The organism is Streptomyces spiralis, from assembly GCF_014654675.1.
Classification (GTDB): domain Bacteria; phylum Actinomycetota; class Actinomycetes; order Streptomycetales; family Streptomycetaceae; genus Streptomyces; species Streptomyces spiralis.
Genome location: NZ_BNBC01000035.1, coordinates 33176 through 58637, shown reverse-complemented (window position 1 = coordinate 58637; position 25462 = coordinate 33176). Strand labels below are relative to the sequence as shown.

The 25462-nt window shown below is 72.8% G+C and carries 21 protein-coding genes; 10 read left to right on the top strand and 11 right to left on the bottom strand.

The features are described 5' to 3' along the window. Nucleotides 1-51: 51 nt before the first annotated feature. Complete coding sequence (locus IE318_RS30115; protein WP_189905407.1) at nt 52-852, top strand: sugar phosphate isomerase/epimerase family protein; 801 nt, start codon at nt 52-54, stop codon at nt 850-852. On the opposite strand, the gene IE318_RS30110 is transcribed toward IE318_RS30115, so the two are convergent. Continuing rightward, on the bottom strand, nt 836-1492 hold the full coding sequence (locus IE318_RS30110; protein WP_189905406.1) for a GNAT family N-acetyltransferase: 657 nt from the start codon (nt 1490-1492) through the stop codon (nt 836-838). The genes IE318_RS30115 and IE318_RS30110 overlap by 17 nt on opposite strands. Before the next feature lie 244 nt (nt 1493-1736). Here IE318_RS30110 and IE318_RS45325 point away from each other — a divergent pair, with 244 nt between their 5' ends. Genes IE318_RS45325 through IE318_RS30085 form a run of 5 tightly spaced genes read left to right on the top strand, consistent with a single transcriptional unit; the run spans nt 1737 to nt 4935 of the window. Then, nucleotides 1737-2246, top strand: coding sequence for an SAV_915 family protein (locus tag IE318_RS45325; protein ID WP_229903831.1), 510 nt, complete (start codon nt 1737-1739; stop codon nt 2244-2246). Next, entirely contained in the window at nt 2246-2548 is a 303-nt protein-coding gene (locus IE318_RS30100) for a DUF6317 family protein (RefSeq protein WP_189905405.1), read from the top strand. Before IE318_RS45325 ends, IE318_RS30100 begins: the two co-directional genes overlap by 1 nt. Continuing rightward, nucleotides 2548-3837, top strand: coding sequence for a WXG100 family type VII secretion target (locus tag IE318_RS30095; protein WP_189905404.1), 1290 nt, complete (start codon nt 2548-2550; stop codon nt 3835-3837). Before IE318_RS30100 ends, IE318_RS30095 begins: the two co-directional genes overlap by 1 nt. Further along, entirely contained in the window at nt 3818-4339 is a 522-nt protein-coding gene (locus IE318_RS30090) for a hypothetical protein (RefSeq protein ID WP_229903830.1), read from the top strand. Before IE318_RS30095 ends, IE318_RS30090 begins: the two co-directional genes overlap by 20 nt. Nucleotides 4340-4389: 50 nt before the next feature. Further along, nucleotides 4390-4935, top strand: coding sequence for a hypothetical protein (locus tag IE318_RS30085; protein ID WP_189905403.1), 546 nt, complete (start codon nt 4390-4392; stop codon nt 4933-4935). A gap of 59 nt (nt 4936-4994) precedes the next feature. Here the strand turns inward: IE318_RS30085 and lpdA are convergent, their stop codons facing one another. Further along, nucleotides 4995-6395 (bottom strand): dihydrolipoyl dehydrogenase, encoded by a 1401-nt coding sequence (lpdA, locus tag IE318_RS30080; protein ID WP_189905402.1) that lies wholly within the window; start codon nt 6393-6395, stop codon nt 4995-4997. 29 nt (nt 6396-6424) lie between these two features. Then, the gene (locus tag IE318_RS30075; RefSeq protein ID WP_229903829.1) at nt 6425-7363 is read right to left on the bottom strand and encodes an EamA family transporter; all 939 of its coding nucleotides are present in this window, start codon (nt 7361-7363) and stop codon (nt 6425-6427) included. Between the two features lie 129 nt (nt 7364-7492). Here IE318_RS30075 and IE318_RS30070 point away from each other — a divergent pair, with 129 nt between their 5' ends. The 3 genes from IE318_RS30070 (at nt 7493) to IE318_RS30060 (ending at nt 11331) form a co-directional block, all read left to right on the top strand. Further along, on the top strand, nt 7493-8404 hold the full coding sequence (locus IE318_RS30070) for a LysR family transcriptional regulator (RefSeq protein ID WP_189905400.1): 912 nt from the start codon (nt 7493-7495) through the stop codon (nt 8402-8404). A 312-nt stretch (nt 8405-8716) separates the two neighbouring features. Beyond that, nucleotides 8717-10564: a glycoside hydrolase family 3 protein gene (locus tag IE318_RS30065; RefSeq protein ID WP_373311315.1), complete on the top strand. Its 1848-nt coding sequence runs from the start codon at nt 8717-8719 to the stop codon at nt 10562-10564. Nucleotides 10565-10728: 164 nt separating this feature from the next. Next, complete coding sequence (locus tag IE318_RS30060) at nt 10729-11331, top strand: hypothetical protein (RefSeq protein ID WP_229903834.1); 603 nt, start codon at nt 10729-10731, stop codon at nt 11329-11331. A 104-nt stretch (nt 11332-11435) separates the two neighbouring features. Here IE318_RS30060 and IE318_RS30055 read toward each other — a convergent pair whose 3' ends face one another. The 8 genes from IE318_RS30055 to IE318_RS30020 form a co-directional block, all read right to left on the bottom strand. Continuing rightward, nucleotides 11436-12887 carry a S28 family serine protease gene (locus IE318_RS30055; protein ID WP_189905395.1) on the bottom strand — a complete coding sequence of 484 codons (1452 nt, stop codon included), beginning with the start codon at nt 12885-12887 and terminating at the stop codon, nt 11436-11438. Nucleotides 12888-12985: 98 nt separating this feature from the next. Further along, nucleotides 12986-13375: a hypothetical protein gene (locus IE318_RS30050; RefSeq protein WP_189905393.1), complete on the bottom strand. Its 390-nt coding sequence runs from the start codon at nt 13373-13375 to the stop codon at nt 12986-12988. Between the two features lie 112 nt (nt 13376-13487). Further along, nucleotides 13488-17228 carry an ABC transporter ATP-binding protein gene (locus tag IE318_RS30045; protein ID WP_189905391.1) on the bottom strand — a complete coding sequence of 1247 codons (3741 nt, stop codon included), beginning with the start codon at nt 17226-17228 and terminating at the stop codon, nt 13488-13490. Between the two features lie 110 nt (nt 17229-17338). Next, nucleotides 17339-18373, bottom strand: coding sequence for an esterase-like activity of phytase family protein (locus tag IE318_RS30040; RefSeq protein ID WP_189905389.1), 1035 nt, complete (start codon nt 18371-18373; stop codon nt 17339-17341). 53 nt (nt 18374-18426) lie between these two features. After that, entirely contained in the window at nt 18427-19353 is a 927-nt protein-coding gene (locus IE318_RS30035) for a serine hydrolase (protein ID WP_229903828.1), read from the bottom strand. A gap of 108 nt (nt 19354-19461) precedes the next feature. Further along, on the bottom strand, nt 19462-21147 hold the full coding sequence (locus IE318_RS30030; RefSeq protein WP_189905387.1) for a thiamine pyrophosphate-binding protein: 1686 nt from the start codon (nt 21145-21147) through the stop codon (nt 19462-19464). 23 nt (nt 21148-21170) lie between these two features. After that, nucleotides 21171-22139, bottom strand: a complete 969-nt coding sequence (gene speB / locus IE318_RS30025; protein ID WP_030170876.1) for an agmatinase — start codon at nt 22137-22139, stop codon at nt 21171-21173. Between the two features lie 56 nt (nt 22140-22195). Next, nucleotides 22196-23656, bottom strand: a complete 1461-nt coding sequence (locus IE318_RS30020; RefSeq protein ID WP_189905385.1) for a sodium:solute symporter family protein — start codon at nt 23654-23656, stop codon at nt 22196-22198. A gap of 174 nt (nt 23657-23830) precedes the next feature. Between IE318_RS30020 and IE318_RS30015 the strand changes: the two genes are divergently transcribed. Beyond that, the gene (locus IE318_RS30015) at nt 23831-25336 is read left to right on the top strand and encodes a PucR family transcriptional regulator (protein WP_189905383.1); all 1506 of its coding nucleotides are present in this window, start codon (nt 23831-23833) and stop codon (nt 25334-25336) included. Nucleotides 25337-25462: the final 126 nt, after the last annotated feature.

The window sequence follows — 25462 nt, the reverse complement described above, 5'->3', positions numbered from 1 at the left end:
CCTCCCGTCGTGGACGTGTGGGCCGGGTGGGCGCGGGTAGGGTCGCGGGGTATGAAGCTGGCGTTCTCCACGCTCGGGGTTCCCGGGCTGCCCGTGCCGGATGTGGTGCGGCTGGCCGCCTCGTGCGGGTATCACGGTGTCGAACTGCGCGCCCATCCCGAGGAACCCGTGCATCCGGGGATCGGGCCCGCGGAGCGGGCCGAGGTGGCCGGGGCCTTTTCGGCCGGCGGGGTGGAGATCCTGGGGGTCGCGGGGTACGCGCGGGTCGCCGCGCCCGGTGACGACGACGCCGTACTGCAGGACATCCGCGAACTGGTGCGACTGGCGGGGGATTTGGGCGCGTCCTTCGTCCGGGTCTTTCCGGGGGGCGAGCCGGGGCGGCCGCGCGAGGAGGGGGACGCCGTCGCCGCGCGGCGGATGGCCACGGCCGCCGAGTACGCCGCCGAGCTCGGGGTCCGCGTCCTGCTGGAGACGCACGACTCGCACCGCACCGGCGCCGACGCCCTCCGCGTCCTCGGCCCGGTCGGTCATCGCGCCGCCGGGGCCCTGTGGGACGTGATGCACACCTGGCTGGGCGGCGAGCAGCCCTCGGACACCTTTGCCGCCCTCTCCCCGTATCTCGGATACGTGCAGGTCAAGGACATCGCGTCGGCCGAGGACACGACACCGCTGCCCCTGGGTGCGGGGGTGCTGCCCCTCGCCGAGTGCGTGGACGTGCTCTCCCGCGGCGGCTGGGACGGCTGGCTGTGCTGGGAGTACGAGAAGCGGTGGTACGAGGCGGCGGCCCCGCTGCCCGAGCTGCTCGGCCCCGGCCGGGAGCATCTGGCCCGGCTGCTCAACGAGTCGGCGTAGCCTCGTCCCGCCCGGTCCTGCGCACGGCCTTGCGCACCCTCGCCTCCAGGTGCGCCCTGGCCTGCGGCCAGTCCGCCGCCGTGATCGAGAAGATCGCGGAGTCCCGCAGCCGGTCGTCCTCCCCCGGCGCCCAGGAGCGGGACCAGTTGCGCAGCACGCCCTCGAAGCGGGCGCCGACGCTCTCGATCGCGGCCCGGGAACGGCTGTTGCGGGCGTCCGTCTTGAGGTCGACGCGGGAGACCCGCCACTCCTCGAAGGCGTGCCGGAACAGCAGGTACTTCGCCTCGGCGTTCACACCCGTGCCCTGGGCCGAGCGGGCCAGCCAGGTGAAGCCCACCTCCACGGCGTCCAGCCGGTCCTCCGTCCGCCAGCAGCGCGGCTCCCAGTACGCCGTGGCGCCGACCGCCCGTCCCGTGGCGAGGGAGATCTGCGCGTAGGGCGCGAGCCGGCCGGTGGCCGCGCGGGCGAGCTGGGCGTCGATGTAGTCCGCGACCTCGTGGGTCCGGGGCACCCACGTGTACGCGTACGTGTCCCGGTCCTCCTCCGCCGCCTCCGCCAGATCGGCCGCGTGCCGGTGCTCCAGCGGCTCCAGCCGCACGAGCCCGCCCTGGAGAACCGGTCCCTTCAAGGTGTACGTCACGGCGGGAGTCTGGCGCACCGTTCCGGCGGCGTCGAACGGATTTCCCTCCGCCTGCGGTCATCGCACGGTCAAGGGATGGCCAGTCGGCGGCCAAATGGCCGTACGGGTTGCGCATGCGACCGATTCCCCGTTCCGACATAGCCGGATTTGCTCCTTCGCACGCTCGTTACTGTGACGGCGCCCGGACGACCGGCCGCGCCGGGCGGCGAACCGCGAGCGGCGCACGGCGAGGAGGAGAGCAGCGGTGGAGGTGCCCATACGGTCGCGGCTCTACGACTACGTCGAACACGTCGGGCCGCGGTCGTCGTCCGCAGTGCCGCCGCAGGCCGGAAAGCCCCGTCGTTCGCGGCTTCTGGACTACGCCGAGGCTCAGCCGCCCGCCCCACGGGCCACCGCCGGGCCCCCTGCTCCCCGGCCCGGCGTTCCGCCGTACCACACGCCCGTGTTCGTGCCGGCCCATCCCCGGTACGTCGAGGCGGAGGACGGCGGTGGCCGCCGCGTCCGCGTGCCGTTCGTCGCCTGCGAACTCTTCGCGGACGCGACGAACGGCACGGTGGCCTTCGCCTTCACCACGCTGGACAGGCTGGTGGCCGCGCTCGGCGAGGCCCAGCCGTGGGTCGCCACCTCGATCGGGCCGCTGGCCGAGGGGGTGCGCGAGCACGGCGCGACCGTGCTCCTCGATCCCCGGATCGCCCCGGGTCACCCCAACTGGCGGCCGGAGGACCTGGCCGCCTACGCGCGAAAGGTGCGCTGATGCCGGCGGACTTCAAGGCGGTCATGAGTGACCTCACCTCGATGGCCGAGACCTTCCACGACCAGGCCCGCGCCTACCGGGAGTTGCGCCCGAGCGTCACCCCGCCCGTCGCCGACGGCGGCGACGGCGGGCTGGACTCGGCCGTCAAGGAGGTCGCCCACCTCATCTCCGCGCTGCACCTCGGCTTCGCCGACCGGCTGGACGACCACGGCGACCTGGTCGCGAAGTCCCGCGACTCCTTCCGGCGGCACGACATCGATGTGCACGGTCTCTTCGAGGATCTGATGGTGGGTGACGGCTGATGGGTGACAGCTGGGTCGGCGGCGACATCGGCGGGCTGCGCACGATGGCCGACACGTACAAGAACGCCAGGAAGCACCTGGAGGAGGTCGTTCATCCGGTCAGCCGCGCCGTCGAGCGGCTGGTGGACGACGCCCGGTGGAAGGGCGACGCGGCCGAGACCTTCCGTGGCCGCTGGAGCGAGGACGCGCTGACGGCCGGCGCGTTCGCCCGGCTCGTCCATGACGCGGGCGACATCCTCGGCACGCTCGCCGACGCGCTCTCCGGCTGTGAGCGGGTCCTGCAGAACGCCGAGCACACCGCCGTGCGCAAGGGTGTGCCGATGGGCGACAAGGGCGTGCCGCGGCAGTTGGTGACGGCCGATCCGCCCAGTGCCGAGGACCACAAGGCGATCTCCGCGATGACCGAGTACGCCCAGGTCCGCGGCGAGATCCTGCACACCGCGCAGCACGCGCGGCTGGTGGCGGCGGACAAGCTGCGGGCGTTGTACGCGCAGGTCACCGCTCCCGTCTCGCCCGGCGACAAGATCACCCTGGCCGACATGCTGCGCGGGCTGTACGCCGCCGAGGCCGAGGACACCCGGGCCAGGGGCAAGGCGGCCCGGAAGCTGATCGACGAGGCCAGGGCCGAGGAACAGGCCGCGAAGAAGGAACTCCGCGCGGAACGCAAGGCGTACCAGAAGGCGGGCAAGGCCCTTCCCAAGGACCTCCCGGCCAAGGGCGCGTACCGCGACGCGATCGCCCGGGTCGAGGGGCTCGAGGAGGACATCGCCGGCGCCGAACGCGGCAGCGGCGCCCTGCCCTACGACCGCCAGCTCAACGTGAAACTGGCCGATGCCGCGGACGCGCTGCGCCTGGGCAGGAGCCTGGAGGACCTGCCGGACTTCCTCAAGGAGGTCCCGGTCCTGGACGTGGCCGCCGCCGGGGCCTGCGGGGTGCTGGAGGCGTCCGACGACCACGACAAGGGCTGGTCCTGGCAGCACTCCCTGGTCGTCGACGGCGGGGCGAACCTGGGCGGGCTGGCCGCCGGTGCGGCGGTCACCGCGGGCGTGGTGGCCACGGCCCCCTTCGAGCTGAGCGCGGGTGTGGTGGCCGGCGTCGGCGTCGTGGCGGCGGTCGGTGCGACCAGCATCCTCGACCACTCCTTCCACGAGCACTGGAGCGAGGACATCCACGAGCACGGTGTGGTCGGCGGTGTGCTCCACGGCTCCGGACACGTCCTGTCGGAGACCGGGGACGACTTCAAGCGATACGGGAAGGACATCTGGCACGGTGTCACGAGCATCTTCTGAGACCGCCGGCTCGGCGGCGCCCGCCCGGATCCCGTCCCTGCCGGGGCTGGGCACCAGTTGGTACGAGCGCGGGGCCGGCTACTGGCTCCGCCGCGTCCGTACGGCGCTCCTTCTGCTCGCCGTGATGGCCCTGCTCTGCTTCGCGTCGATCTCCCTGTACCAGGGGTTCCGCACCGTGCTGCCCGCGGGCGGACGTCCGGTGGCGGACTGGGTGCAGGTGGCCGCCTCCTGTGTGGCACTGGTCTGGGGGTGGGTGGTGCAGCGCCGGGACCACGGGCGCAAGCTCCAGGACCCGCCCACTCCCGAGGAGTTCCGGGCCCGCAAGCGCGCGGAGGTCCGCGGTTCGGTGAAGTGGGGTGTCGCCGGCCGGGGTCTGCTGGCGCTGGCGGCACCCGTCATGCCGGCGTTCGCCGCCTGGTGCGTCGGCTGGTCACTGGCGACGCTCACCGTCCGCGAGTACCCGAGCGAGGTGGGCGCCCGGCGGGCGCTGGCGCGACAGTGAGATCCAGTGGGGCGCCGAGTACGCCCGCCGCGGTTCCAGCAGGCCCGTCGGTGCCCGCATCCGGCTCCCGCTCCCGGCTCGGGGCCCGTGCCGTGGGCGTGTTGCTGCTGGTCACCGGCCTGGCTCTGCTCGGCGTCGGGGCTCGCGACGCCGCCTACGCCACGCGCCTCGCCGGGACTCCGGGGACCTTCCGGGTGCTCTACGCCGACCGCGCCTACGGCGACGGACGGAGCAGCGGCGGCTTCCGCACGGTCTGGCACGGCACCTTCACCTCGGCCGACGGCAGGGTGACGGACGACGACGCCGTACTGCGGGACGAGTCCGACGGCCACCGGCCGGCCGCGCGGATACCCGTCACCCGGGCCGGCGCGGGCGTGTACTACACCGGCCGGCCGAACTACGCCCTCGGCTGGCTGACCCTGGGTCTGGCGGGAGGAAGTCTCGCGGCCACGGCTTTCCCCCTCGTCCGCTTGGGCGGGGCGTCCCGGCGCCCGGGCCGTCCCGGACCACGCTGGTTCGGAACGGGGCTGCGGGTGGCCTGGGGGTGCGTCGCCGTGTGCGCGGCGGCGGCGCTTCTCGCGGCGGTGGCGGTCTGACCCGCGGCCGGGGCGGGCGGCTGGACATGCCGCCCGCCCCGGCCCGAGGAGCCCGGTCCTCACATGTTGATCATGTGGCCCGCCAGGCCGTGGATCGCCTCCTTGACCGCCTCGCCGAGTGTCGGGTGGGCGTGGACGTTGCGGGCGACCTCGTGGACGGTCAGGTCCCACTGCTGGGCCAGGGTGAGTTCCGGCAGCAGTTCGGTGACCTCGGGGCCGATGAGGTGGGCACCGAGGAGTTCGCCGTGCTTTCCGTCGCTGATGACCTTCACGAAGCCGACGGCGTGGCCCAGTCCGTGGGCCTTGCCGTTGGCGCTGAAGGGGAACTTGACGACCTTGACGTCGAAGCCGCGCTCGCGCGCCTGGGCCTCGGTCCAGCCGAAGCTGGCGACCTGCGGCTGGCAGTAGGTGGCCCGCGGGATCATGACGTAGTCCAGCTCCATGGTCTCCGCGTCCGCGATGGTCTCGGCGGCCACGATGCCCATGGCCTCGGCGGCGTGGGCCAGCATCAGCTTGGCGGTGACGTCACCGATCGCGAAGATGTGCGGCACGCTGGTGCGGCAGCGGCCGTCGACGTCGACGGCGCCGCGCTCGGTGAGACGGACACCGGTGTTCTCCAGGCCGTATCCCTGGACGTTCGGCGCGAAGCCGATGGCCTGGAGGACCTTGTCCGTCTCCAGGACCCGGCGGTCACCGCCCTTGTTGACCGTGACCCGGACCCGCTCGCCGGAGTCGTCGATGGCCTCCACGGCGGTGCCGGTGAGGACCTCGATGCCGAGCTTGCGGTAGTGCCGGGCGAGTTCCTTGGAGACCTCCTCGTCCTCCAGCGGGACCATGCGGTCGAGGAACTCCACGATGGTCACGTCCACGCCGTAGCTGCGCAGCACGTACGCGAACTCGACGCCGATCGCGCCGGCACCGGCGATGACGATGCTGCCGGGCAGCGTCTCGCTGAGGATCTGGCTCTCGAAGGTGACCACCCGGTCCGACAGCGAGGTGCCGGGCAGCAGGCGCGGGCTGGCGCCGGCCGCGATGATGCAGTGGTCGAAGGTCACGGTCTCGGTGCCGCCGTCGGAGCGGGCCACGACCAGGGTGTGGTCGTCGGTGAAGGTGCCGCGGCCGTCGAACTGGGTGATGGCGTTCTTCTTCATCAGGTAGTGAACGCCCTTCACCCTGCCGTCCGCGACCTTGCGGCTGCGCTGGTAGGCGGGCCCGTAGTCGGCCGAGACGTCGTCGCCCACGGCGATGCCGTAGGACTTGGCCTCGTTCTGGACGAACTGGACCATCTCGGCGTTGCGCAGCAGGGCCTTGGAGGGGATGCAGCCGACGTTGAGGCACACCCCTCCCCAGTAACGCTCCTCCACGATCGCGGTGGTGAGGCCGAGCTGAGCGCTGCGTACGGCGGCGGTGTATCCGCCCGGACCTGCTCCCAGGACAAGAACGTCGAAGTGTTGGCTCACAAGGCCACCTTCGTCCGAACCGGACGGACCTACAACCGGGATGCCTCGCCACCCACTGTGACCTTGCCCTCACCGATCACCGCGGGTGCCGTCGCGGCGGCCCCGGGCCGGCGGCGGCCAGGCCCTAGCGAGGTCAGCGCCACCCCACCGACCAGCAGTGCCGCCGCGCACCAGCGCAGGCCGGTCACCGGCTCGCCCAGGAACAGGCCCGCGGAGGACATGCCGAACACCGGGACGAGGAGGGAGAAGGGGGCGACCGTGGAGGCGGGGTGGCGGCGCAGCAGCCAGCCCCACGCGCCGAAGCCGAACACCGTGGTGACCCAGGCGACGTAGAGGACGGTGGCCGCGCCCTGCCAGTCCAGGGCGCGCAGCGCGGCCAGGTCGCGTGCGGGGCCCTCGGTGAGCAGGGAGAGGCCGAGCAGCGGCAGGACCGGGACGGTGCTCACCCAGACCATGAAGTTCAGGGCGTCCGGCGGCGCCGCCTTGCGGGTGAGCACGTTCGAGGCGCCCCAGCAGGCCGCCGCGGCGATCACCAGGGCGAAGGCGCCGAGGGGGCCCGAGGTGCCCTCGTCCACGGCGGCCACGGCGATCCCGGCGAGGGCCACGCCCATGCCCACCAGCCGCAGCCGGGTGGGCCGTTCGCCCAGCGCCGCGAACGCGAACAGGGCGGTGAAGACCGCCTGGATCTGGAGGACCAGGGAGGACAGACCGGCGGGCATGCCGGCGTCCATCCCCACGAACAGCAGTCCGAACTTGGCGACCCCGAGGACGAGTCCCACCGCCACGATCCACTTCCAGGCCACCTTCGGCCGGCCCACGAAGAGGACGGCGGGCAGCGCGGCGGCCAGGAAGCGCAGCGCGGAGAACAGCAGCGGGGGGAAGTGGCCGAGGCCGACCTCGATGACGGTGAAGTTCACGCCCCAGACGGCGGTGACGAGGACGGCGAGAAGCACATGAGGTGGTCGCATGCGTCGAGGATCACTCGCGCGAACCGTGAAGCACCAGCGATGATTGCTGCACTGTTGAATGAAGGATCGCTAATCGTTTTTGGGCGCTCGCCGTCTCACTCACCGATTCGTCCGGCCCCGGGAGGAACCGTGCTCGATCTCCAGCGTCTGCGCGCCCTGCACGCCGTGTCCGTGCACGGGACCGTCGGCGCGGCCGCCACCGCGCTCGGCTACACCTCCTCCGCCGTGTCGCAGCAGATCGCCAAGCTGGAGCGGGAGACCAGGACGGTGCTGCTGGAGCGCGAGGGGCGCGGGGTGCGGCTCACCGACGAGGCGTACCAGCTGGTCGCGGCGGCACGGGAGTTGCTGGCGATCGTGGAGCGGGCGGAGACCGAGCTGGAGGAGCGGCGCGGGGTGCCGGCCGGCCGGCTGACGATCGCGGCGTTCGCCTCGGCGGCGCGCGGGCTGCTGCCGTCCGTGCTGGCGGACCTCGCCCTGCGCCATCCCGCGCTGGACGCCCGGCTCAGCGAGGTCGACCCGCATCTGTCGGTGGACCTGGTCGCCAAGGGCGCCGTCGACCTCGCCGTCGCCCACGACTGGGACATCGCGCCGCTGCCCGCGCCGGCCGGGGTGGAGCAGGCGGTCATCGGCGACGACCTGTGCGACCTGCTGGTGCCCGCCGGGCATCCGTTCGCGGGCCGGCCGGCGGTACGGCGCTCCGAGCTGGGCGGCGAGCGGTGGATCTGCCAGCCGCCGGGCCGGGTCTGCCACGACTGGCTGCTGCGCACCCTGCGCGCGGCCGGTCACGAGCCGGACGTCGTCCACCAGGCCGAGGAGAACCCGACCCTCGTCGCCCTGGTCGCCGCCGGGCTCGGTGTCGCGCTCATCCCGCGGCTGGGCCGCGGTCCGCTGCCCGAGGGCGTCGTCGAGGTCCCCCTGGACCCCATGCCGGTGCGCCGCCTGTACGCCCTGTGGCGCACCGGCGCCGCCCGCCGCCCGGCCATCGCGGAAACGGTCCGCACCCTGCGCCACCACTGGCCGGCGGTCGCGTCCCACGGCTGAAGGACCGGGGCGGGAACCCCCGTGGGCTCGGGTACGTCTCACCGGCACGCCGCCGGACGAGTCTGCGCGGTGCGGTGTCGGCTCACGCCGCCGGGCGATCGCCGACCACCCTCTCCTCCGCACCGCGCCCGGCAGCCCGCCGTCATCGGCGCGCCCCCCTCCCACAGCGCCGATGACGGCCCCTCACCTCGCATGCCGGTGCTGCGCGTTCCCTTGACTGGCAGAAACTTTCCGGATATTGGTGACTCCTCGGAAGTTTCCTTCAAGCGACTCAGCCGACTCTCCAGCGGAACTCCTCCGGAAGGAGCGCACGTGCACGACGCCAGCACGGACGACCCGGGAAGACCGGGACACCCCGCACGCCCCTCCCGACGTACCGTCCTCGCCGCCACCGCCGGTCTCACCGCGGCCATCGCGGTCCAGGGCACCGGCACCGCCCACGCCGCATCCCACGACGACAGCAAGCTGCGCGCCCTCATCTCCCGGATGACGCTGGAGGAGAAGGTCGGCCAGCTCTTCGTGATGCGGGTCTACGGGGCCTCGGCCACCGCCCCCGACCAGGCCGACATCGACGCCAACCTCAAGGAGATCGGCGTCCGCACCGCGGCCGAGCTGATCGCCAAGTACCGCGTCGGCGGCATCATCTACTTCGCCTGGGCGCACAACACCCACGACCCCCAGCAGATCGCCGATCTGTCCAACGGGATCCAGCGGGCCTCCCTCGAGCAGCCCCGCGGCCTGCCCCTGCTCGTCGCCACCGACCAGGAGCACGGCATCGTCTGCCGCGTCGGCAAGCCCGCCACGCTCTTCCCGGGCGCCATGGCGATCGGTGCCGGCGGCTCCACCGCCGACGCCCTTACGCTCGGCCGGATCTCCGGCGCCGAGCTGCGCGCCATGGGCATCAACCAGGACTACTCCCCCGACTCCGACGTCAACGTCAACCCGGCCAACCCGGTCATCGGCGTACGGTCCTTCGGGGCCGATCCGGACGCCGTGGGCCGGCTGGTGGCGGCGGAGGTGAGGGGCTATCAGGGCTCCCGGGTCGCGGCGACCGCCAAGCACTTCCCCGGGCACGGCGACACCGCCACCGACAGCCACTACGGCTTCCCGGTCATCACCCACAGCCGCGAGGTGTGGGAGCAGCTGGACGCCGTGCCGTTCCGGGCCGGGATCCGGGCCGGCATCGACTCGATCATGACGGCGCACATCCAGTTCCCCGCGCTCGACGACTCCGGCGACCCGGCCACCCTCTCCCACCCGATCCTCACCGGCATCCTGCGCGGCGAGCTGGGCTACGACGGCGTCGTGATCACCGACTCCCTCGGCATGGAGGGCGTCCGCACCAAGTACGGCGACGACCGGGTGCCGGTGCTGGCGCTGAAGGCGGGCGTGGACCAGCTGCTCAACCCGCCCTCCCTGGACGTCGCCTGGAACGCGGTCCTGGCGGCCGTACACAGCGGGGAGCTGACCGAGGCCCGGCTCGACGAATCGATCCTGCGCATCCTGCGGCTGAAGGCGAAGCTGGGCCTGTTCGACGAGGCCTGCACCACCCAGGCCCGCGTCAGCCGCACCGTCGGCACCCCGGAGCACCTGGCCGCGGCCGACCGCATCGCCGAGCGGACGACCACGCTGCTGGTCAACGAGGGCGGTCTGCTGCCGCTGTCGCGCCGCAGCCACAACAAGGTCCTCGTCGTCGGCGCCGATCCGGCCTCCCCGTCGGGCACCACGGGCCCGCCCACCGGCGTGCTCGCGGCCGCGCTGACCGAGCTGGGCTTCACGGCCACCGCGCTGTCCACCGGCACCTCCCCGTCCGCGGCGACCATCGACAAGGCGGTGGCGGCAGCGGCGGACGCGGACGCCGTGGTGGTCGGGACGTACAACGTCACGGCGAGCAGCACGCAGAAGACGCTGGTGGAACGGCTGGTGGCGACGGGCAGGCCGGTGATCGCGGTCGCCGTCCGCAACCCGTACGACGTCGCCCAGCTACCCTCCGTGCCCGCCTGCCTCGCGGCCTACTCCTGGACCGACGTGGAACTGCGTGCCGCCGCCCGCGTGATCGCCGGCCGGGTCGACCCGCGCGGCAAGCTGCCGGTGCCCGTGCAGCGAGCGGACGATCCGACGCAGGTCCTGTACCCCATCGGATACGGCCTGTCCTACTAGCCGGGCTCGCGCAGCGGGCGTACGGGACGTACGCAGCGCACCCGGCGCACCACCCCCGAACGGCCCGAACCGCCCGACATGTCTGGCGTGGTCCCGCTGCGGCGGGCCACGCTGGACGGGGCGGACCCGGGGGGATGAGGATGCGCAGGAGTGGGGCCGTGGGGATGGCGTGCGCACTGCCGGTGCTGCTCGCCGCACTGTTGACGGGGTGTCAGCAGGCGACCTCCGGCTCGGCCGGTCAGGACCGCCGGCCCACGCCGACCGCGCCGCAGCCCGTCGGCTACGGCGCGGTGTTCCTCGGGACCGGCGAGTGCAGCTCCTTCGGCACCACGAGCTTCACCGAAGTGCCCTGCTCGAGCGAACGCGCGGCGGCACGGGTGATCGCCCGCCACGACGGCAGCCCCGACGGCGGCCCGCCGTGCCCGGCGAACACCGACTTCGTGCTGCACATCAGCGCCCAGCGGCCCGCCTCCGGCGAGGACGGCGACGCTGTGATCCCGCAGGGCTACGCCTGCATGCGCAATCTCGAGCCCCCGCACCCGGGCGACCCGGGCGGCGGGGGCGGCCCGCGCACCGTCGTCGGCGACTGCGTCTACGGCGCGGGCCACGGCCAGGTGCGGGAGACCGCGTGCGACGGCACGGGCCGCAGGAAACCCGAGTACAAGGTGGTCCGCGCGGTACGCACCCGGGACCGGTGCCCGCCCACGACCGCCCTGTACGTCGAGCTCGGCGGGACGGACCCGGTCGGCTGCGCCCGGAGGATGTGAACCCGGGCGCGGCCCTGGCCGCTCACGGCCGTCATGAGTGCTGGGTACTGTCGTCGAATTCCCGTCGTCCGCCCGCGGGGCAGGCGGGAATTCGACGACAGGGCCTACGGCCTGAGCGCCTGCTCACGCTCCACGTCCCGCGCGTCCAGCTTCGCGTCGTGGCGGGCCAGCGGCCTGGCCGCCGCCGGGTCGGCCTGGACCGCCGGGGAGGCGACCCCCGCCCACTGCAGGATCCTGGCCGTGGCGAGCGCCTTCTGCTCCGGCACCAGACCCGCGACGTTCGCGCCGTGGTTCATGCCCGGCGCCGTGAAGACGTACGCGTCCCGTGCGCCGTGCCCGAGGCGGAACCGCTCCGCGCCCCACGGGTCGTTCTGCCCGTAGACGTAGAGCATGTGGTGCGCGTGGTGGCGCACCCACGTGTCCACGTCCCGCATCGCCCACGGCTCGAACCGCATCGGGATGGAGCGCGGCACGAAGTTGCGCGGCGGCTGGTAGCCGTAGCGGATCAGCTTCTTCTCGATGTAAGGGAAGTGGATGGTGGGCGCGCCCAGCTGCGTGCCCGCCTGGTAGTAGTACGGCGTGTAGGTCTCCAGGCCCTGGTCGGTGTAGGCGGAGAAGCCGGAGATGGTGTCCACGGAGTCCCAGATCGCCTGGTCGGTGGCGTTCTTCGCGTCGGCGGGGATCGTGTCGCAGTCCTTCAGCAGGCTGTACTGCCAGAAGCCCCACACGTAGTCGAGGACGACCGCCTCGTAGGCGCGGTCCAGGCTGCCGATGGTGGTGAAGGTGTAGCCGTTGTCGGCGGCGTACTGCGCGTACTTCTTCTCCAGCGGCTCGCGGCGCACCAGCGCCTCGCGCTGCACGGCGTTCAGCTTGTCGCGGCACTCCTTGGTGCCGACGGAGGCGAAGAAGCGGTCGTAGGCGGAGTCCTCGTCGTTCACGACGTCGTTGGGGGCCACGTAGGCGACCACGCCGTCCATGTCGCCCGGGTAGAAGCGCTCGTAGTACGTCGCCGTCATGCCGCCCTTGGAGCCGCCGGTGGCGATCCAGTTGTGGGTGTAGACCTGCTTCAGCGCCTGGAAGAGGCGGTGCTGGTCACTGGCGGCCTGCCAGATGTCCAGCGTGGACCAGTCGGCCGGGCTCGGCCGGGACGGGGTGAAGAACCGGTACTCCAGGGAGACCTGGTTGCCGTCCACGATCTGCGTCGGCTCGCGGCGGCTCGGGGTGGTGGAGACGTTGTAGCCGCCGGTGTAGAAGACCGTCGGGCGGTCGACTCCCTTGTGCAGCACGGTGATCCGCTGCTGGAAGGTGCCCTTGGCCGGGTCGTGGTGGTCGACCGGCTGGGTGTAGTTCAGGACGAAGAAGCGGTATCCCGGGTAGGGCTTCTCCTCTATGAGGCTCATGCCCGGGATGGCCAGGAGCCGGTCCTTGATGTCGGTGTCGGTGCTGCTCGTGGTGGTGTTCGTGGCCTCCGGCTGGGCCGCGGTGGCCGCCTCCGCCGTACTCAACGTGCCGATGAACACCGTGAGCGCGAGCAGCCATCTGAGCGCCTTGCGCATGCACACTCCCCTGTGAGACAGATGTGCGCCGGAAGCTATCGGAGCAACTCGGGTGCACACCAGGGGAGTCGGGGAAATCCTGGTGCCGTGTCAGTGTCTCAGCACAGGATCCAGCCGCTCGTGTACGACCCGCCCCCCACCGATCCGGACACCCGTACGCAGCGGTGGCCGGCGTGCACGGTGACCGGGCCGGCGTGGTACGCGTAGCGGCCTCTGTCGGTGACCGGCCGGTTGCCGCGGGCCTGCACGGTGACGGACATCGACTGCTTGCGGCCGGGCCGGTCGGGGGTGGTGACGGCGCAGACGTAGCCGCCCTGCCGGTAGAGGTGCAGGGAGCCGGTGGAGAACGGCAGCGTCCTGACCTCCCGGCCGGAGCAGGTGGAGGCCGCCGCCTGCGCGGCGCCGGGCAGGGCGAGCGCCAGCGTCACCGACCCGGTCAGGACGGCCAGGCCGAGCGCCAGCCGCCGGCGCACTCCTCCACTGTTCACGGTCGTCCCTCCCCGAACATCACTCACATACACGTACAGGTGTACGGACGCACGATACGCATCGAAAGGTTGCGTGGTGCGCCGACCCGGGTGCGGCGTGCGCCGGCCCGGCTCAGCGGGAGGCGCTGACCGGCTCCTCCGGCTCGGGCGCGCCGGCGAACGTCCGCCACAGCTCGGCGTACCGTCCGCCGAGGGCCAGCAGTTCGTCGTGCGTGCCGTCCTCGGCGACCCGGCCGTGGTCCATCACCACCACCCGGTCCGCGCGGGCGGCGGTGGTCAGCCGGTGGGCGACCACCAGCGTGGTGCGGCGGCCCGCGAGGCGGTCGGTGGCCTGGTTGACCTGGGCCTCGGTGGCCAGGTCCAGGGCGGCGGTCGCCTCGTCGAGCAGGAGGACGTCGGGGTCGACGAGTTCGGCCCGGGCGAGTGCGATGAGCTGGCGCTGCCCGGCGGACAGGTTGCGGCCGCGCTCGGCGACCTCGTGCAGATAGCCGCCCTCGAGCGTGGCGATCATCTCGTGCGCGCCGACCACCCGTGCCGCGGCCTCCACCTCGGCGTCGGTGGCGTCCGGGCGGCCGTAGGCGATGGCGTCGCGGACCGTGCCGGGGAAGAGGTACGCCTCCTGCGGCACGACCCCGAGCCGGTGCCGGTACGCCGTGAGGTCCAGCGCGCGCAGGTCCGTGCCGTCCACCGTGACCCGGCCTCCGGTCGGGTCGTAGAACCGGGCCACCAGCTTGACCAGCGTGGACTTGCCGGCGCCGGTCTCGCCGACGAAGGCGACGGTCTGCCCGGCGGGGATGCGCAGGTCGATCCCGCTCAGCGCCTCCTCGGCGGCGTCGCCGGCGCCGTAGGCGAAGTGCACGTTCTCGAAGGCGATCTCGCCGCGCAGCCCGGGGACGTCGCGGGGCTCGGCGGCGGCCGTGGTGGACGCCGGCTCCTGGAGCAGCTCCTGGATGCGGCCGAGGGAGACGGTGGCCTGCTGGTAGCCGTCGAAGACCTGCGAGAGCTGCTGGACGGGCGCGAAGAACAGGTCGATGTACAGCAGGTACGCCACCAGGGCGCCCGTGGTCAGCGTGGCCGCCTCCACCCGGCCCGCGCCCGCGATCAGCACGGAGGCCGCCGCGACCGAGGACAGCAACTGCACGAAGGGGAAGTACACGGAGATCAGCCACTGGCCCCGGATACGGGCCCGGCGGTAGCTGTCGCTGCGCTCGGCGAACCGCCGCCCGCCGTCCCGCTCACGCCGGAAGGCCTGCACGATCCGCAGCCCGGCCACCGACTCCTGGAGGTCGGCGTTGACCACGGACACGCGCTCGCGGGCCAGCTGGTACGCCTTCACGCTCGCGCGGCGGAAGAAGAAGGTGGCGACGATCAGCGGCGGCAGCGTCGCGAAGACGACCAGGGCCAGCTGCACGTCGATCACGAGCAGGGCGACCATGATGCCGAAGAAGGTGACGACCGAGACGAACGCCGTGACCAGGCCGGTCTGCAGGAAGGTGGACAGGGCGTCCACGTCCGTCGTCATGCGGGTCATGATCCGGCCGGTCAGCTCGCGCTCGTAGTAGTCCAGGCCGAGCCGCTGGAGCTGGGCGAAGATCTTCAGCCGCAGTGTGTACAGGACCCGTTCGCCGGTGCGGCCGGTCATCCGGGTCTCGCCGGTCTGCGCCGCCCACTGCACCAGCACGGCCAGCAGGCCGAGCAGGGAGGCCGTCCAGACGGCGCCGAGGGCCATCCTGCTCACGCCCTGGTCGATGCCGTGCCGGATCAGCACGGGCAGCAACAGGCCCATTCCGGCGTCCACGGCGACCAGGAGCAGGCTGGCGAGGAGCGGCAGCCCGAAGCCGTGCAGGAGGCGGCGCAGGCCGTAGGACTCCTCGGGGCTGACCGCCCGGTGCTCGTCGACGTCCGGGGTGTCGGTGGCGGGCGGCAGTGCCTCCACCTGGGCGAGGAGTTCCGGGGTGGCGGGGGTGCCCGCCAGGGCGGTGTCCTTCGGCTCGCGGTCGCCGGTCCACAGCCGCGGGGTCACCCCGCGCTCGGCGTCGAACTCGGCGTCCAGCTCGTCCCGTACGGAGGTGTCCTCCGCCGGGGCGGCGGGCTGGGCGTGGCCGGGCGAGACGCCGCCCAGCTCGTCGGGGTCGGTGAGCAGCCGGCGGTAGAGGGCGCAGCGCTCCTGGAGTTCGTCGTGGGTGCCGATGTCGGCGAGGCGGCCGTGGTCGAGGACGGCGATGCGGTCGGCGAGATTGAGGGTGGAGCGCCGGTGCGCGATGAGCAGGGTGGTCCGGCCCTCCATGACCTGCCCCAGCGCCTCGTGGATCTCGTGCTCGACGCGGGCGTCCACCGCGGAGGTGGCGTCGTCCAGGACGAGCAGGCGGGGGTCGGTGAGGATGGCGCGGGCGAGCGCGATGCGCTGGCGCTGGCCGCCGGAGAGGGTCAGGCCCTGCTCGCCGACCTTGGTGTCGTACCCGGCGGGCAGCTCGGCGATGAAACGGTCCGCCTGGGCGGTGCGGGCGGCGGCCTCGATCTGCTCCTGGTCGGCGTCGGGGCGGCCGTAGGCGATGTTGGCGCGGACGGTGTCGGAGAAGAGGAAGGAGTCCTCCGGAACCAGGCCGATCGCGGCCCGCAGCGAGTCCAGGGTCAGCTCGCGCACGTCGTGCCCGCCGACGAGGACGGCGCCGTGGGTGACGTCGTAGAAGCGCGGCAGCAGCAGCGAGACCGTGGACTTGCCGGAGCCGGAGGAGCCGACCACGGCGAGGGTCTCGCCGGGGCGGATCTCGAAGGACAGGCCGGTCAGGACCGGGCGGCCGTCGGTGTAGCCGAAGGACACGTCGTCGAACTCGACGGTCGCGGGCGCGTCGGCGGGCAGTTCCTTGGTGCCGCCGGTCAGCGTCGGCTCGGTGTCGATCAGCTCCAGCACCCGCTCGGTGCCGGCGCGTGCCTGCTGCCCGACGGTGAGGACCATGGCCAGCATCCGGACCGGGCCGACCAGCTGGGCGAGGTAGGTGGAGAACGCCACGAAGGTGCCGAGCGTGATGTGGCCGCGCACGGCGAGCCAGCCGCCGAGCGCCAGCATGGCGACCTGGCCGAGGGCGGGCACGGCCTGGAGGGCGGGGGTGAACTTCGCGTTCAGCCGGATGGTCCGCAGCCGCCCGGCGAACAGCCGCCGCCCGACCGCCCTCAGCTTGGCGGTCTCCTGCTCCTCCTGCCCGAACCCCTTCACCACGCGGACCCCGCTGACCGCGCCGTCCACCACCCCGGCGACGGCGGCGGCCTGCGCCTGCGCGTACCAGGTGGCGGGGTGCAGTCTCGTACGGCTGCGGCGGGCGATCCAGCCGAGCGCGGGCGCCACCGCGAGGGCGACCAGGGTCAGCGGCAGCGACAGCCAGGCCATGATCACCAGGGAGATCAGGAACAGCAGCACGTTGCCGATGGTCATCGGCAGCATGAAGAGCAGGCCCTGGATCAGCTGGAGGTCGCTGGTGGCGCGGCCGACCACCTGCCCCGTGGACAGCTCGTCCTGGCGGCGGCCGTCGAACCGGGTGATCGTCCCGTACATCTCCGTCCGCAGGTCGTGCTGGACGTCGAGGGCGAGCCGGCCGCCGTAGTAGCGGCGGACGAAGGTCAGGGCGTAGACGAGGATCGCGGCACCCACCAGGCCGCCCGCCCAGGGGGCCATGGCGCGGCTGTGGTCGCCGATCACGTCGTCGATGATCACCTTGGTGATCAGCGGGACGACGGCCATGACGGCCATGCCCCCGAGGGAGGCGCCGAGGGCGAGGACCACGTCCTTGGGGCGGCGCCACGCGTACGCGGCGAGTCTGCGCGCCCAGCCTCGTGTTTCCCCCGGTTGCGCTGCCACGTCGGTGCCTCCCTGACGACCTGATCTACCGGAAGGCACCAACACGGACGGGAGCGGATTTCATCCCTCCGCAATATTCGGAAGGACGGCGCGGGGGCCGGGCACGGCGCTCAGGTGCGTACCCGGAGGTAATAGAACCGGGTCGTCTGCACCGCGTTCTGGTTGTCGTCGCTGACCAGGAGGACCCTGAGGCGGCCCCGGGCGTCGCGGCCGGTGATCGTCATGCCTTCGATGTTGTCGAGGAGGGGGTTGGGCTGGGGCTGCTTCGCGGTGGCACCGAGGGAGGGGCAGGCGGCCAGGTCGGTGAGGAGGGTCTTGTGGATCGGGCGGACGCCGGGCTGCCCGGTCAGGTTCCGGATCCCGCCGGTGTCCGTCGCGTGCCGCGGGTCGGCGAGGTAGAGGCGGACGGTGTTGCCGACGCCTGCGGTGAAGCCGCGTTCCAGGACCAGCAGCCGGCCGTCGGGCGTTGCCTGGACCTCGGGGACGCCGAGGCCGTCGTCGGTGCGGTAGGCGTACTGGGCGGCGGGCCGGAAGTGGCCGCCCGGGGTCCGCTGCCAGGTCTGGAAGCGGACGATGCCGGGGGTGTCACCGGAGAGCGCGTACTCCATGGACGCCAGCAGCGTGCGTCCGCCGGGCAGCAGGGTCAGGCCCTCGAAGGTCTGGTTGGCGGTGGCGCGGCCGGCCGGGGCGACCATCAGGGAGTCCGGCACGGGCAGGCGGTCGAGGATGCGGCCGTCGCGGGAGTAGCGGCGTACGGACGGCTCGGTCTCGGAGGTGACCAGGCGGGTGCCGTCCCGGTCGACGACGAGTCCCTCGGAGTCGAGCGCGGCCCCGTTCTCGTCGGCGAGCTGGACCACGCTCGTGGGCCTGAGGGTGCGGCGGTTCAGGGTGAACAGCGACGAGCGGTCGGAGAGCGCGGCGAGTTCGCCGTGCCGGTCCACCGCCAGCGCGGAGAGGTTGCCGACGAAGGTGCCCTCGTACGTCGTCTTGTCGAGGCCGTCGGTGAAGCGGTCGAGGGAGACGGACGGCGAGCAGGCGTGGTCGGTCGGGGTGTCGGCGGCGGCCGGCCCGGCGGTGAGACCGGTGAGACAGGTGGCCGCCGCCAGGCCGGCGGTGAGGGTCGCGAGTACGGTTCTCAGACGCATGACCGTCACCGTAGGGTGCCCGGATGACCGAGGGGAGACCTCCTCGTGAAGCGTCAGCCGGTCGGCGGCACCGGCACGAACGCCTCCTTGGGCGCGGGCGTCGGGATGTAGCGCGCCGTCCTCAGCGTGGTGGACACGATGTCCTTGTGGATGACCCTCGCGATGTTCTGAATGGTCGTCACGCCGTAGTCCATGGTGCTGTTGTCCTGGGTGAGCACCGTGATCGTGTAGTCGTGCCCGGCGCCGTTGAAGGTGCCGACGCTGTGCACCCGCCAGCCGTGGGTGGCGCGCTGCAGCCAGCCGTTCTTGACGTGCACGGCGACGGAGGACGGCGCCCCGGCGGGCGTGCCCCAGCGCTGGGAGGAGACGACCTGGCCCATCAGCTTGAGGATGTAGGCGCGGGAGTTGTCGCTGAGCACCGAGTTCTTGGCGGTGATCAGACCGAGCAGCTTCTGCTCGTCGCGCACGGTGATCTGGGTCAGGCCCCAGTAGCCGTCCGCGCCCGGCTTGGTCTGGGTCATGCCGGCGGCGGCCAGGAAGCCCTTGACCTTCGTCAGGCCCAGCTGCTTCCACAGGCTGCTGGTCGCGTCGTTGTCCGACTTTGTGATCATCGCCTTGGCCAGCGTGGTCTCGCGGTCGGTGAGGTAGCGGTTGTGTTTCTTCGCGTCCCAGAGCAGCGTGGCGAGCACGGTCACCTTGACCACACTGGCGGAGTCGTAGGCGCTGGACTCCCGCAGCGTGCAGGTCGTGTTGGTGCTGCGGTCGCGCAGCCCGACGGCGATGGTGCCCTTGCGGCCCGCCAGCGCCGCGGTGATGTCCTTCTGCAGCTTGGCGGCCAGCCCGGCCTTGCCGGACGTGCAGCTGACGGTGGCCGACGCGGCCGAGGCGGGGGCCGCGGCCGCCACGCAGGGAACGAGCATCCCGGCGCCGACCCCGATCGCCGCGAGCGCTCTGACGCGCCCGGTTATCCAGTGAGTCATACCCATTTGACGCACAGGATCGGGCGAATGGTTGTGCGGACGGGAAGGGTTTGACGAGTCGTTACCGGCGAGGGCGCGGCGTCGGGCCCTCGCCGGTGGGCGCAGGCCTCAGTCCAGGTGCGTCGGCGCGAACATCCGCAGCAGGGCCGGGAGTACGAGCACCGACGGGCCGGGGGCGGCCAGGGCCTTCGCCAGGTCGGTCTCCAGGGTCTCGGGGGACGTACGGACGCCCGGGACGCCGAAGGACTCGGCCAGGGCCACGTAGTCGGGGCGGGTCAGTTCCGTCGCCGTGGGCTCGCCGAAGGCGTCGGTCATGTACTCGCGCAGGATGCCGTAACCGCCGTCGTCGACGATCAGCCAGGTGACGTTCAGGTCGTACTGGCGTGCCGTGGCCAGTTCGGCGATGGAGTACAGGGCGCCGCCGTCGCCCGAGACGGCGAGGACCGGGCGGGTCGGGTCGGCCGCCGCCGCGCCGAGCGCCGCCGGGAAGCCGTAGCCGAGGCCGCCGGCGCCCTGGGCCGAGTGCATGGTGTTGGGCGACTCGGCGTCGAAGGCGGACCAGGCCCAGTAGGCCAGGATCGTCATGTCCCAGAAGGACGGGGAGTGGGCGGGCAGTGCGCGGCGCACGGAGGCCAGCACCTGCTGCTCCAGGGTGAGTTCCTGGGCGGCGATCCGGTCGGCGACCTTCGCGAGCACCTCCCGCACCCGGTCCGGCGCCGTGGCGTCCGCGCGCTCCTCCACCGTGTCCAGCAGCGCCTGGAGGGCCAGGCGGGCGTCCGCGTGGATGCCGAGGGCCGGGTGGTTGGACTCCAGCTTGCCGAGGTCGGCCTCGATCTGGATCACTCGGCCGCGGGGCTTGAACGTGTGGTAGTTCGAGGACAGTTCGCCCAGGCCCGAGCCGACCACGAGCAGGACGTCCGCGTCCTCGAGGAAGTCGGTGGTGTGGCGGTCCTCCAGCCAGGACTGCAACGAGAGCGGGTGCGTCCACGGGAACCCCCCCTTGCCGCCGAAGGTGGTGACGACGGGTGCGTTCAGCTTCTCCGCCAGCGTCCGCAGCTTCCCGGCGGCGTCCGCGCGGACCACTCCCCCGCCCGCGATGATCGCCGGGCGGGCCGCCTTCGACAGCAGGTCGGCCGCCACCGCGGTCAGTTCCGGGCGCGGCGGCAGGTCGTCCGGGGTGGCGTCCATCGCCGTCACCACCGGCAGACGCGTCTCGGCCAGCAGCACGTCCTGCGGGATCTCCACCCACACCGGCCCGTGCGGGGCGGTCAGCGCCGACTTCCAGGCCTCGGCGATCGCGGACGGGATCTGGGACTGGGTGCGGACGGTGTGGACCGACTTCACCACGCCCCGGAACGAGGCCGCCTGGTCGGGGAGTTCGTGCAGATAGCCGTGGCGGCCGCCGCCGAGCCCGGCCGTGGGGATCTGGCTGCCGATCGCCAGGACCGGCGCCGAGGCCGCCGCCGCTTCCTGGAGCGCGGCCAGGGAGGTGAGGGCTCCCGGGCCCGTCGACAGCAGCAGCGGCGCCGCCTCGCCCGTGATCCTGCCGTACGCGTCCGCCGCGAAGCCCGCGTTGTTCTCCACCCGCAGGCCCACATAGCGGAGCGAGGACCTGCGCAGGGCGTCGAACATGCCCAGCGCGTGCTGGCCGGGCAGGCCGAAGACGGTCGTCGCACCGAGCCCGGCCAGTGTTTCCACGACCAGGTCTCCGCCGTTCCGGCCGTCAGGGGGATTCAGCGCGGCCGCCGTCTGCTGATCGGTCGGGCGGAGTACCAGGTCGTGGTCGTGAGTCACAGCTCTCGGTCCTCTGAGGAAAGTCAGGCGTTGCGGGCCGCCGCGATCTGGCGGCTCATGATGGTGGTCAGTTCGTAGGCCGTGTGGGAGGCCGCGACCGACGTGATCTCCGCGTGGTCGTACGCGGGCGCCACCTCGACCACGTCCGCCGAGACCAGGTTGCAGGACGCCAGGCCGCGCAGGATCTCCAGCAGCTCCCGCGACGTCATGCCGCCGGCCTCCGGCGTGCCGGTGCCGGGCGCGTGCGCCGGGTCCAGGCAGTCGATGTCGATGGAGATGTACAGCGGGCGGTCGCCGATGCGCTGGCGAAGCTGGTCGGCGACCTCGTCGGCGCCGCGCCGGTAGACGTCGGCGGAGGTGACGATGCCGAAGCCCATCTTCTCGTCGTCCGTGAGGTCCTGCTTGCCGTACAGCGGGCCGCGGGTGCCGACGTGGGAGAGCGCGGAGGTGTCGAGGATGCCCTCCTCCACCGCGCGCCGGAACGGGGTGCCGTGGGTGTACTCGGCACCGAAGTAGGTGTCCCAGGTGTCGAGGTGGGCGTCGAAGTGGAGCAGGGCCACCGGGCCGTGCTTCTTGGCGACGGACCTGAGGAGCGGCAGCGCGATGGTGTGGTCGCCGCCGAGGGTCATCAGGCGGGCGCCGGTGCCGAGGAGGTCGTCGGCCGCCGCCTCGATGGTGTCCACGGCCTCGTTGATGTTGAACGGGTTCACGGCGATGTCGCCGCCGTCCGCGACCTGGGCGAGGGCGAACGGGGAGGCGTCCTGCGCCGGGTTGTAGGGGCGCAGCAGCCGGGACGCCTCGCGGATGGCGTTGCCGCCGAAGCGGGCGCCCGGCCGGTACGAGACGCCGGAGTCGAACGGCACGCCCACCACGGCGACGTCGGCGGTGCCGACCTCGTCCAGGCGGGGCAGCCGGGCGAAGGTCGCGGGGCCGGCGTACCGCGGAACGCGGGAGGAGTCGACGGGGCCGCGGGGCGTCTCGTTGCTGCTCATGGTGAAATGCCTTCTTTCCTGCGCTTCGTCGCGCATGTACTGCTTTCCGGACGACTCTACTGGTGAGCCGGGACGGGTTCGGACGCGAGTTCGGGGCTCCGTCCGGCGAGCCGCTCCCGCCAGACGGTGAGGACGGCCTCGTCGGTGGGCCGGGTCGCCAGGGACACGGCGACGTAGGCGACGAGGGAGGACAGCAGGCCGTAGTAGACCGGCTCGTTGGCGAGGATGCCGTAGCCCGCCATGAGGCCGATGACCGCGAGGCCGCCGACGATCACGGAGGCGAGGGCGCCCGGCGCGGTGCCGCGCTTCCACAGCAGCCCGCCGAGGATCGGCACCAGCAGCCCGCCGACGAGCAGGTTGTACGCCACGGTCAGCGCCTCGACGACGTCGTTGAGCGCGATGGCGGTGGCGATCACCGCGACACCCATGACCAGGATGAAGGCGCGGTTGCCCTTGACCTCGTCGTGCTCCTCGTCCGCGCGGCGGACGGCACCCCGCAGCCGGGACCAGATGTCGTTGTTGGCGACGGTGGCGCAGGCGATCAGCGCGCCGGAGGAGGTCGACATCACGGCGGCCAGGGCGGCGGCCAGCACCAGCCCGCGCACACCGACGGGCAGTTCGTCCTTGACGATGGTGGCGAAGGCGTCGTCGGCGCTGCCCAGGTTCGGGTAGAGCACCTTGGCGGCGGTGCCGATGACGGCGCCGGCGAGCGCGTAGACCAGGCAGTAGGTGCCGGCGACGGTGCCGCCGTGGCGGGCGACCCTGTCGCTGCGGGCGGTGAACACGCGCTGCCAGATGTCCTGCCCGATGAGCATGCCGAAGGTGTAGATCAGCACGTAGGTGAAGATGGTCTCGCCGCCGATGCCCAGCGGGTCGAAGTACGAGGTCGGCAGCTTGGCCTTCATCTCGGAGAAGCCGCCCGCCTTGACGACGGCGATGGGCAGCAGCAGGAGCAGCACGCCGATCGTCTTCACCACGAACTGCACCATGTCGGTCAGCGTGATGGACCACATGCCGCCGAGGGTCGAGTACGCGACGACGATCGAGCCGCCGAGGATGATCGCGACCGTGCGGTTCAGGTCGAACAGGACGTCGAAGATCGTGGCGTAGGCGATGGTCGAGGTGACCGCGAGCATCAGGGTGTACGCCCACATGACCACGCCGGAGATCACGCCCGCCCGGCCGCCGTAGCGCAGGTCGAGCATCTCGGAGACGGTGTAGACCTTCAGCCGGGCGATGCGGGCGGAGAAGAAGACGGACAGGGCCAGCAGGCCGAGGCCGATGGTGAACACCATCCATGCGCCCGAGAGCCCGTACTTGTAGCCGAGGCCCACGCCGCCGATGGTGGACGCGCCGCCGAGGACGATCGCCGCCATGGTGCCGGAGTACATCGCGGGCCCGAGGCGGCGGCCCGCCACCAGGAACTCGCTCTTGGACTTGGCGCGGCGCATGCCCCACCAGCCCATGGCCAGCATGCCGGCCAGATAGACGACGATCACTGTGTAGTCGACGGCCATGTTGGGGCCCTCCTTCGCGCACATCCCGGTGGCGTGTCGTTTGCATCTGGACGGGGACGTCGGCAGCGGCTCGCGGGGACATCCGCCCGTACCCGCGGCTGCCGGTCTGGGTCGACACTAGGTGGCCGAAAAGCGACTGCGAAGTGTACTTTTCATCCATTCACACGGTCCAGGATGGAGGGAACGCACACCGTGCAGGACACACCGTCGTCGTCCGCCCCAGCGGTCCCACCGACCCCACCGATCCCGCTCTCGGCGCTGCTCGCCCGCGAGGACCTGGCGCTGCGGCAGATCGCCGGGCCGTCGGGTACCGGCACCGTGATCCACTGGGCGCACACCTCGGAGATGGCCGACCCGTACCCGTATCTGCTCGGCGGCGAGCTGCTGCTGACGGCGGGCGTCCAGGTCCCGCGGGCGGCGACCGCGGAGGCCGGGAGCAGGTACTTCGACGACTACGTCGCGCGGATCGTCGCCGCGGGCGGCGCGGCCCTCGGCTTCGGTGTGGCGCCGGTGCACGACACGGTGCCGGCCGCCCTGGTGGCGGCCTGCGACGCCCGCGGCCTGCCGCTGCTCGAAGTGCCGCCGCAGACCACCTTCTCCGGCGTCGCCCGCGCGGTCTGGCAGCTGATGGCCCAGGCGCGCCTGGCCGAACTCCGCCGGGTCACCGAGGCCCAGCAGAGCCTGGCCGCCGCCGCGTCCCGCCCGGACCCGGTGCCGTCGGTGCTGCGCCAGCTGGCCCAGCGGGTGGGCGGCCGTGCGGTGCTGTACGGGCCCGAGGGCACCCCCGTCGCCGAGGCCGGGCGGGAGGAACACCCGCCCGAGGTGCGGGACGCGCTGGACGCGCTGGCCCGGCTCGTCACCAGCCGCGCCCGCTCCTCCGCCACCGACACCGTCGCGGGCCGCCACCTCGCCGCCTACGCCCTGGGGACCGGGCAGGGCTTCGTGCTCGCCGTCGCCTCCCCGCACCGCGAACCGGGCGACCACACCATCGCCTCCGTGGCCGCCGTCCTGCTGACCCTGCTCACCGGCGAGCACCAGAGCGGTGCGGGCGCGGCCCGCTCCTCGGCGCTGGTACGGCTGCTGCTGGGCGCCCCGCCCGAGAAGGTCGCGCCACTGCTCGGGTGCGGGCGGTGGGTCGTCGTGCACGCGCGGCCCGGCGCGCAGGCCGCCGACGCGGTGGCGGCCTCCGCGCTCGGCGCCGCCCTCGGGTCGGCGCTGGTCGACCTCGCGGACGGCGTCGTGCGGGTCCTCGTCCCCGCCGACCGCGAACCGGGCCCGCAGCCCGGCTGGACGCTCGGCGTCAGCGCGGCCGTCGCCCCGGCCGACTGGCCGGCCGCCGACACCCAGGCGGCCCGCGCCCTGGCCCGCGCCCACGCCACCCGTGCCGAGCTGGTCCGGCACGGCGCCCCCGGCAGCGGTCCCGGCCTCGCCGACCTGCTCCCGCCCGCCGAGGCCGACGCCCACGCCCGCGCCCTGCTGGCCCCCCTCACCCCGGCCCTCACCGAGACGCTGCGCACCTGGCTCTCCCTGCACGGCAGCTGGGACCGCACCGCGGTCGCCCTGTCCGTCCACCGCAACACCGTCCGCCAGCGCATCACCCGCTGCGCCACCCTCCTGGGCACCGACCTGGACGACCCGGACGCACGCATGGAACTGTGGTTCGCCCTGCGGAGGTTGTGAGGGGCGCCACGGCCGGACGGCGGGGTCGCACGGCCGCCGTCGCCGCCGGACAGGCGCGGCCCACATGATCGGCGTGAGCCCCGTCCCAGCGGCCGGAACACCGGCGACGCGGACGGATCACTGCAT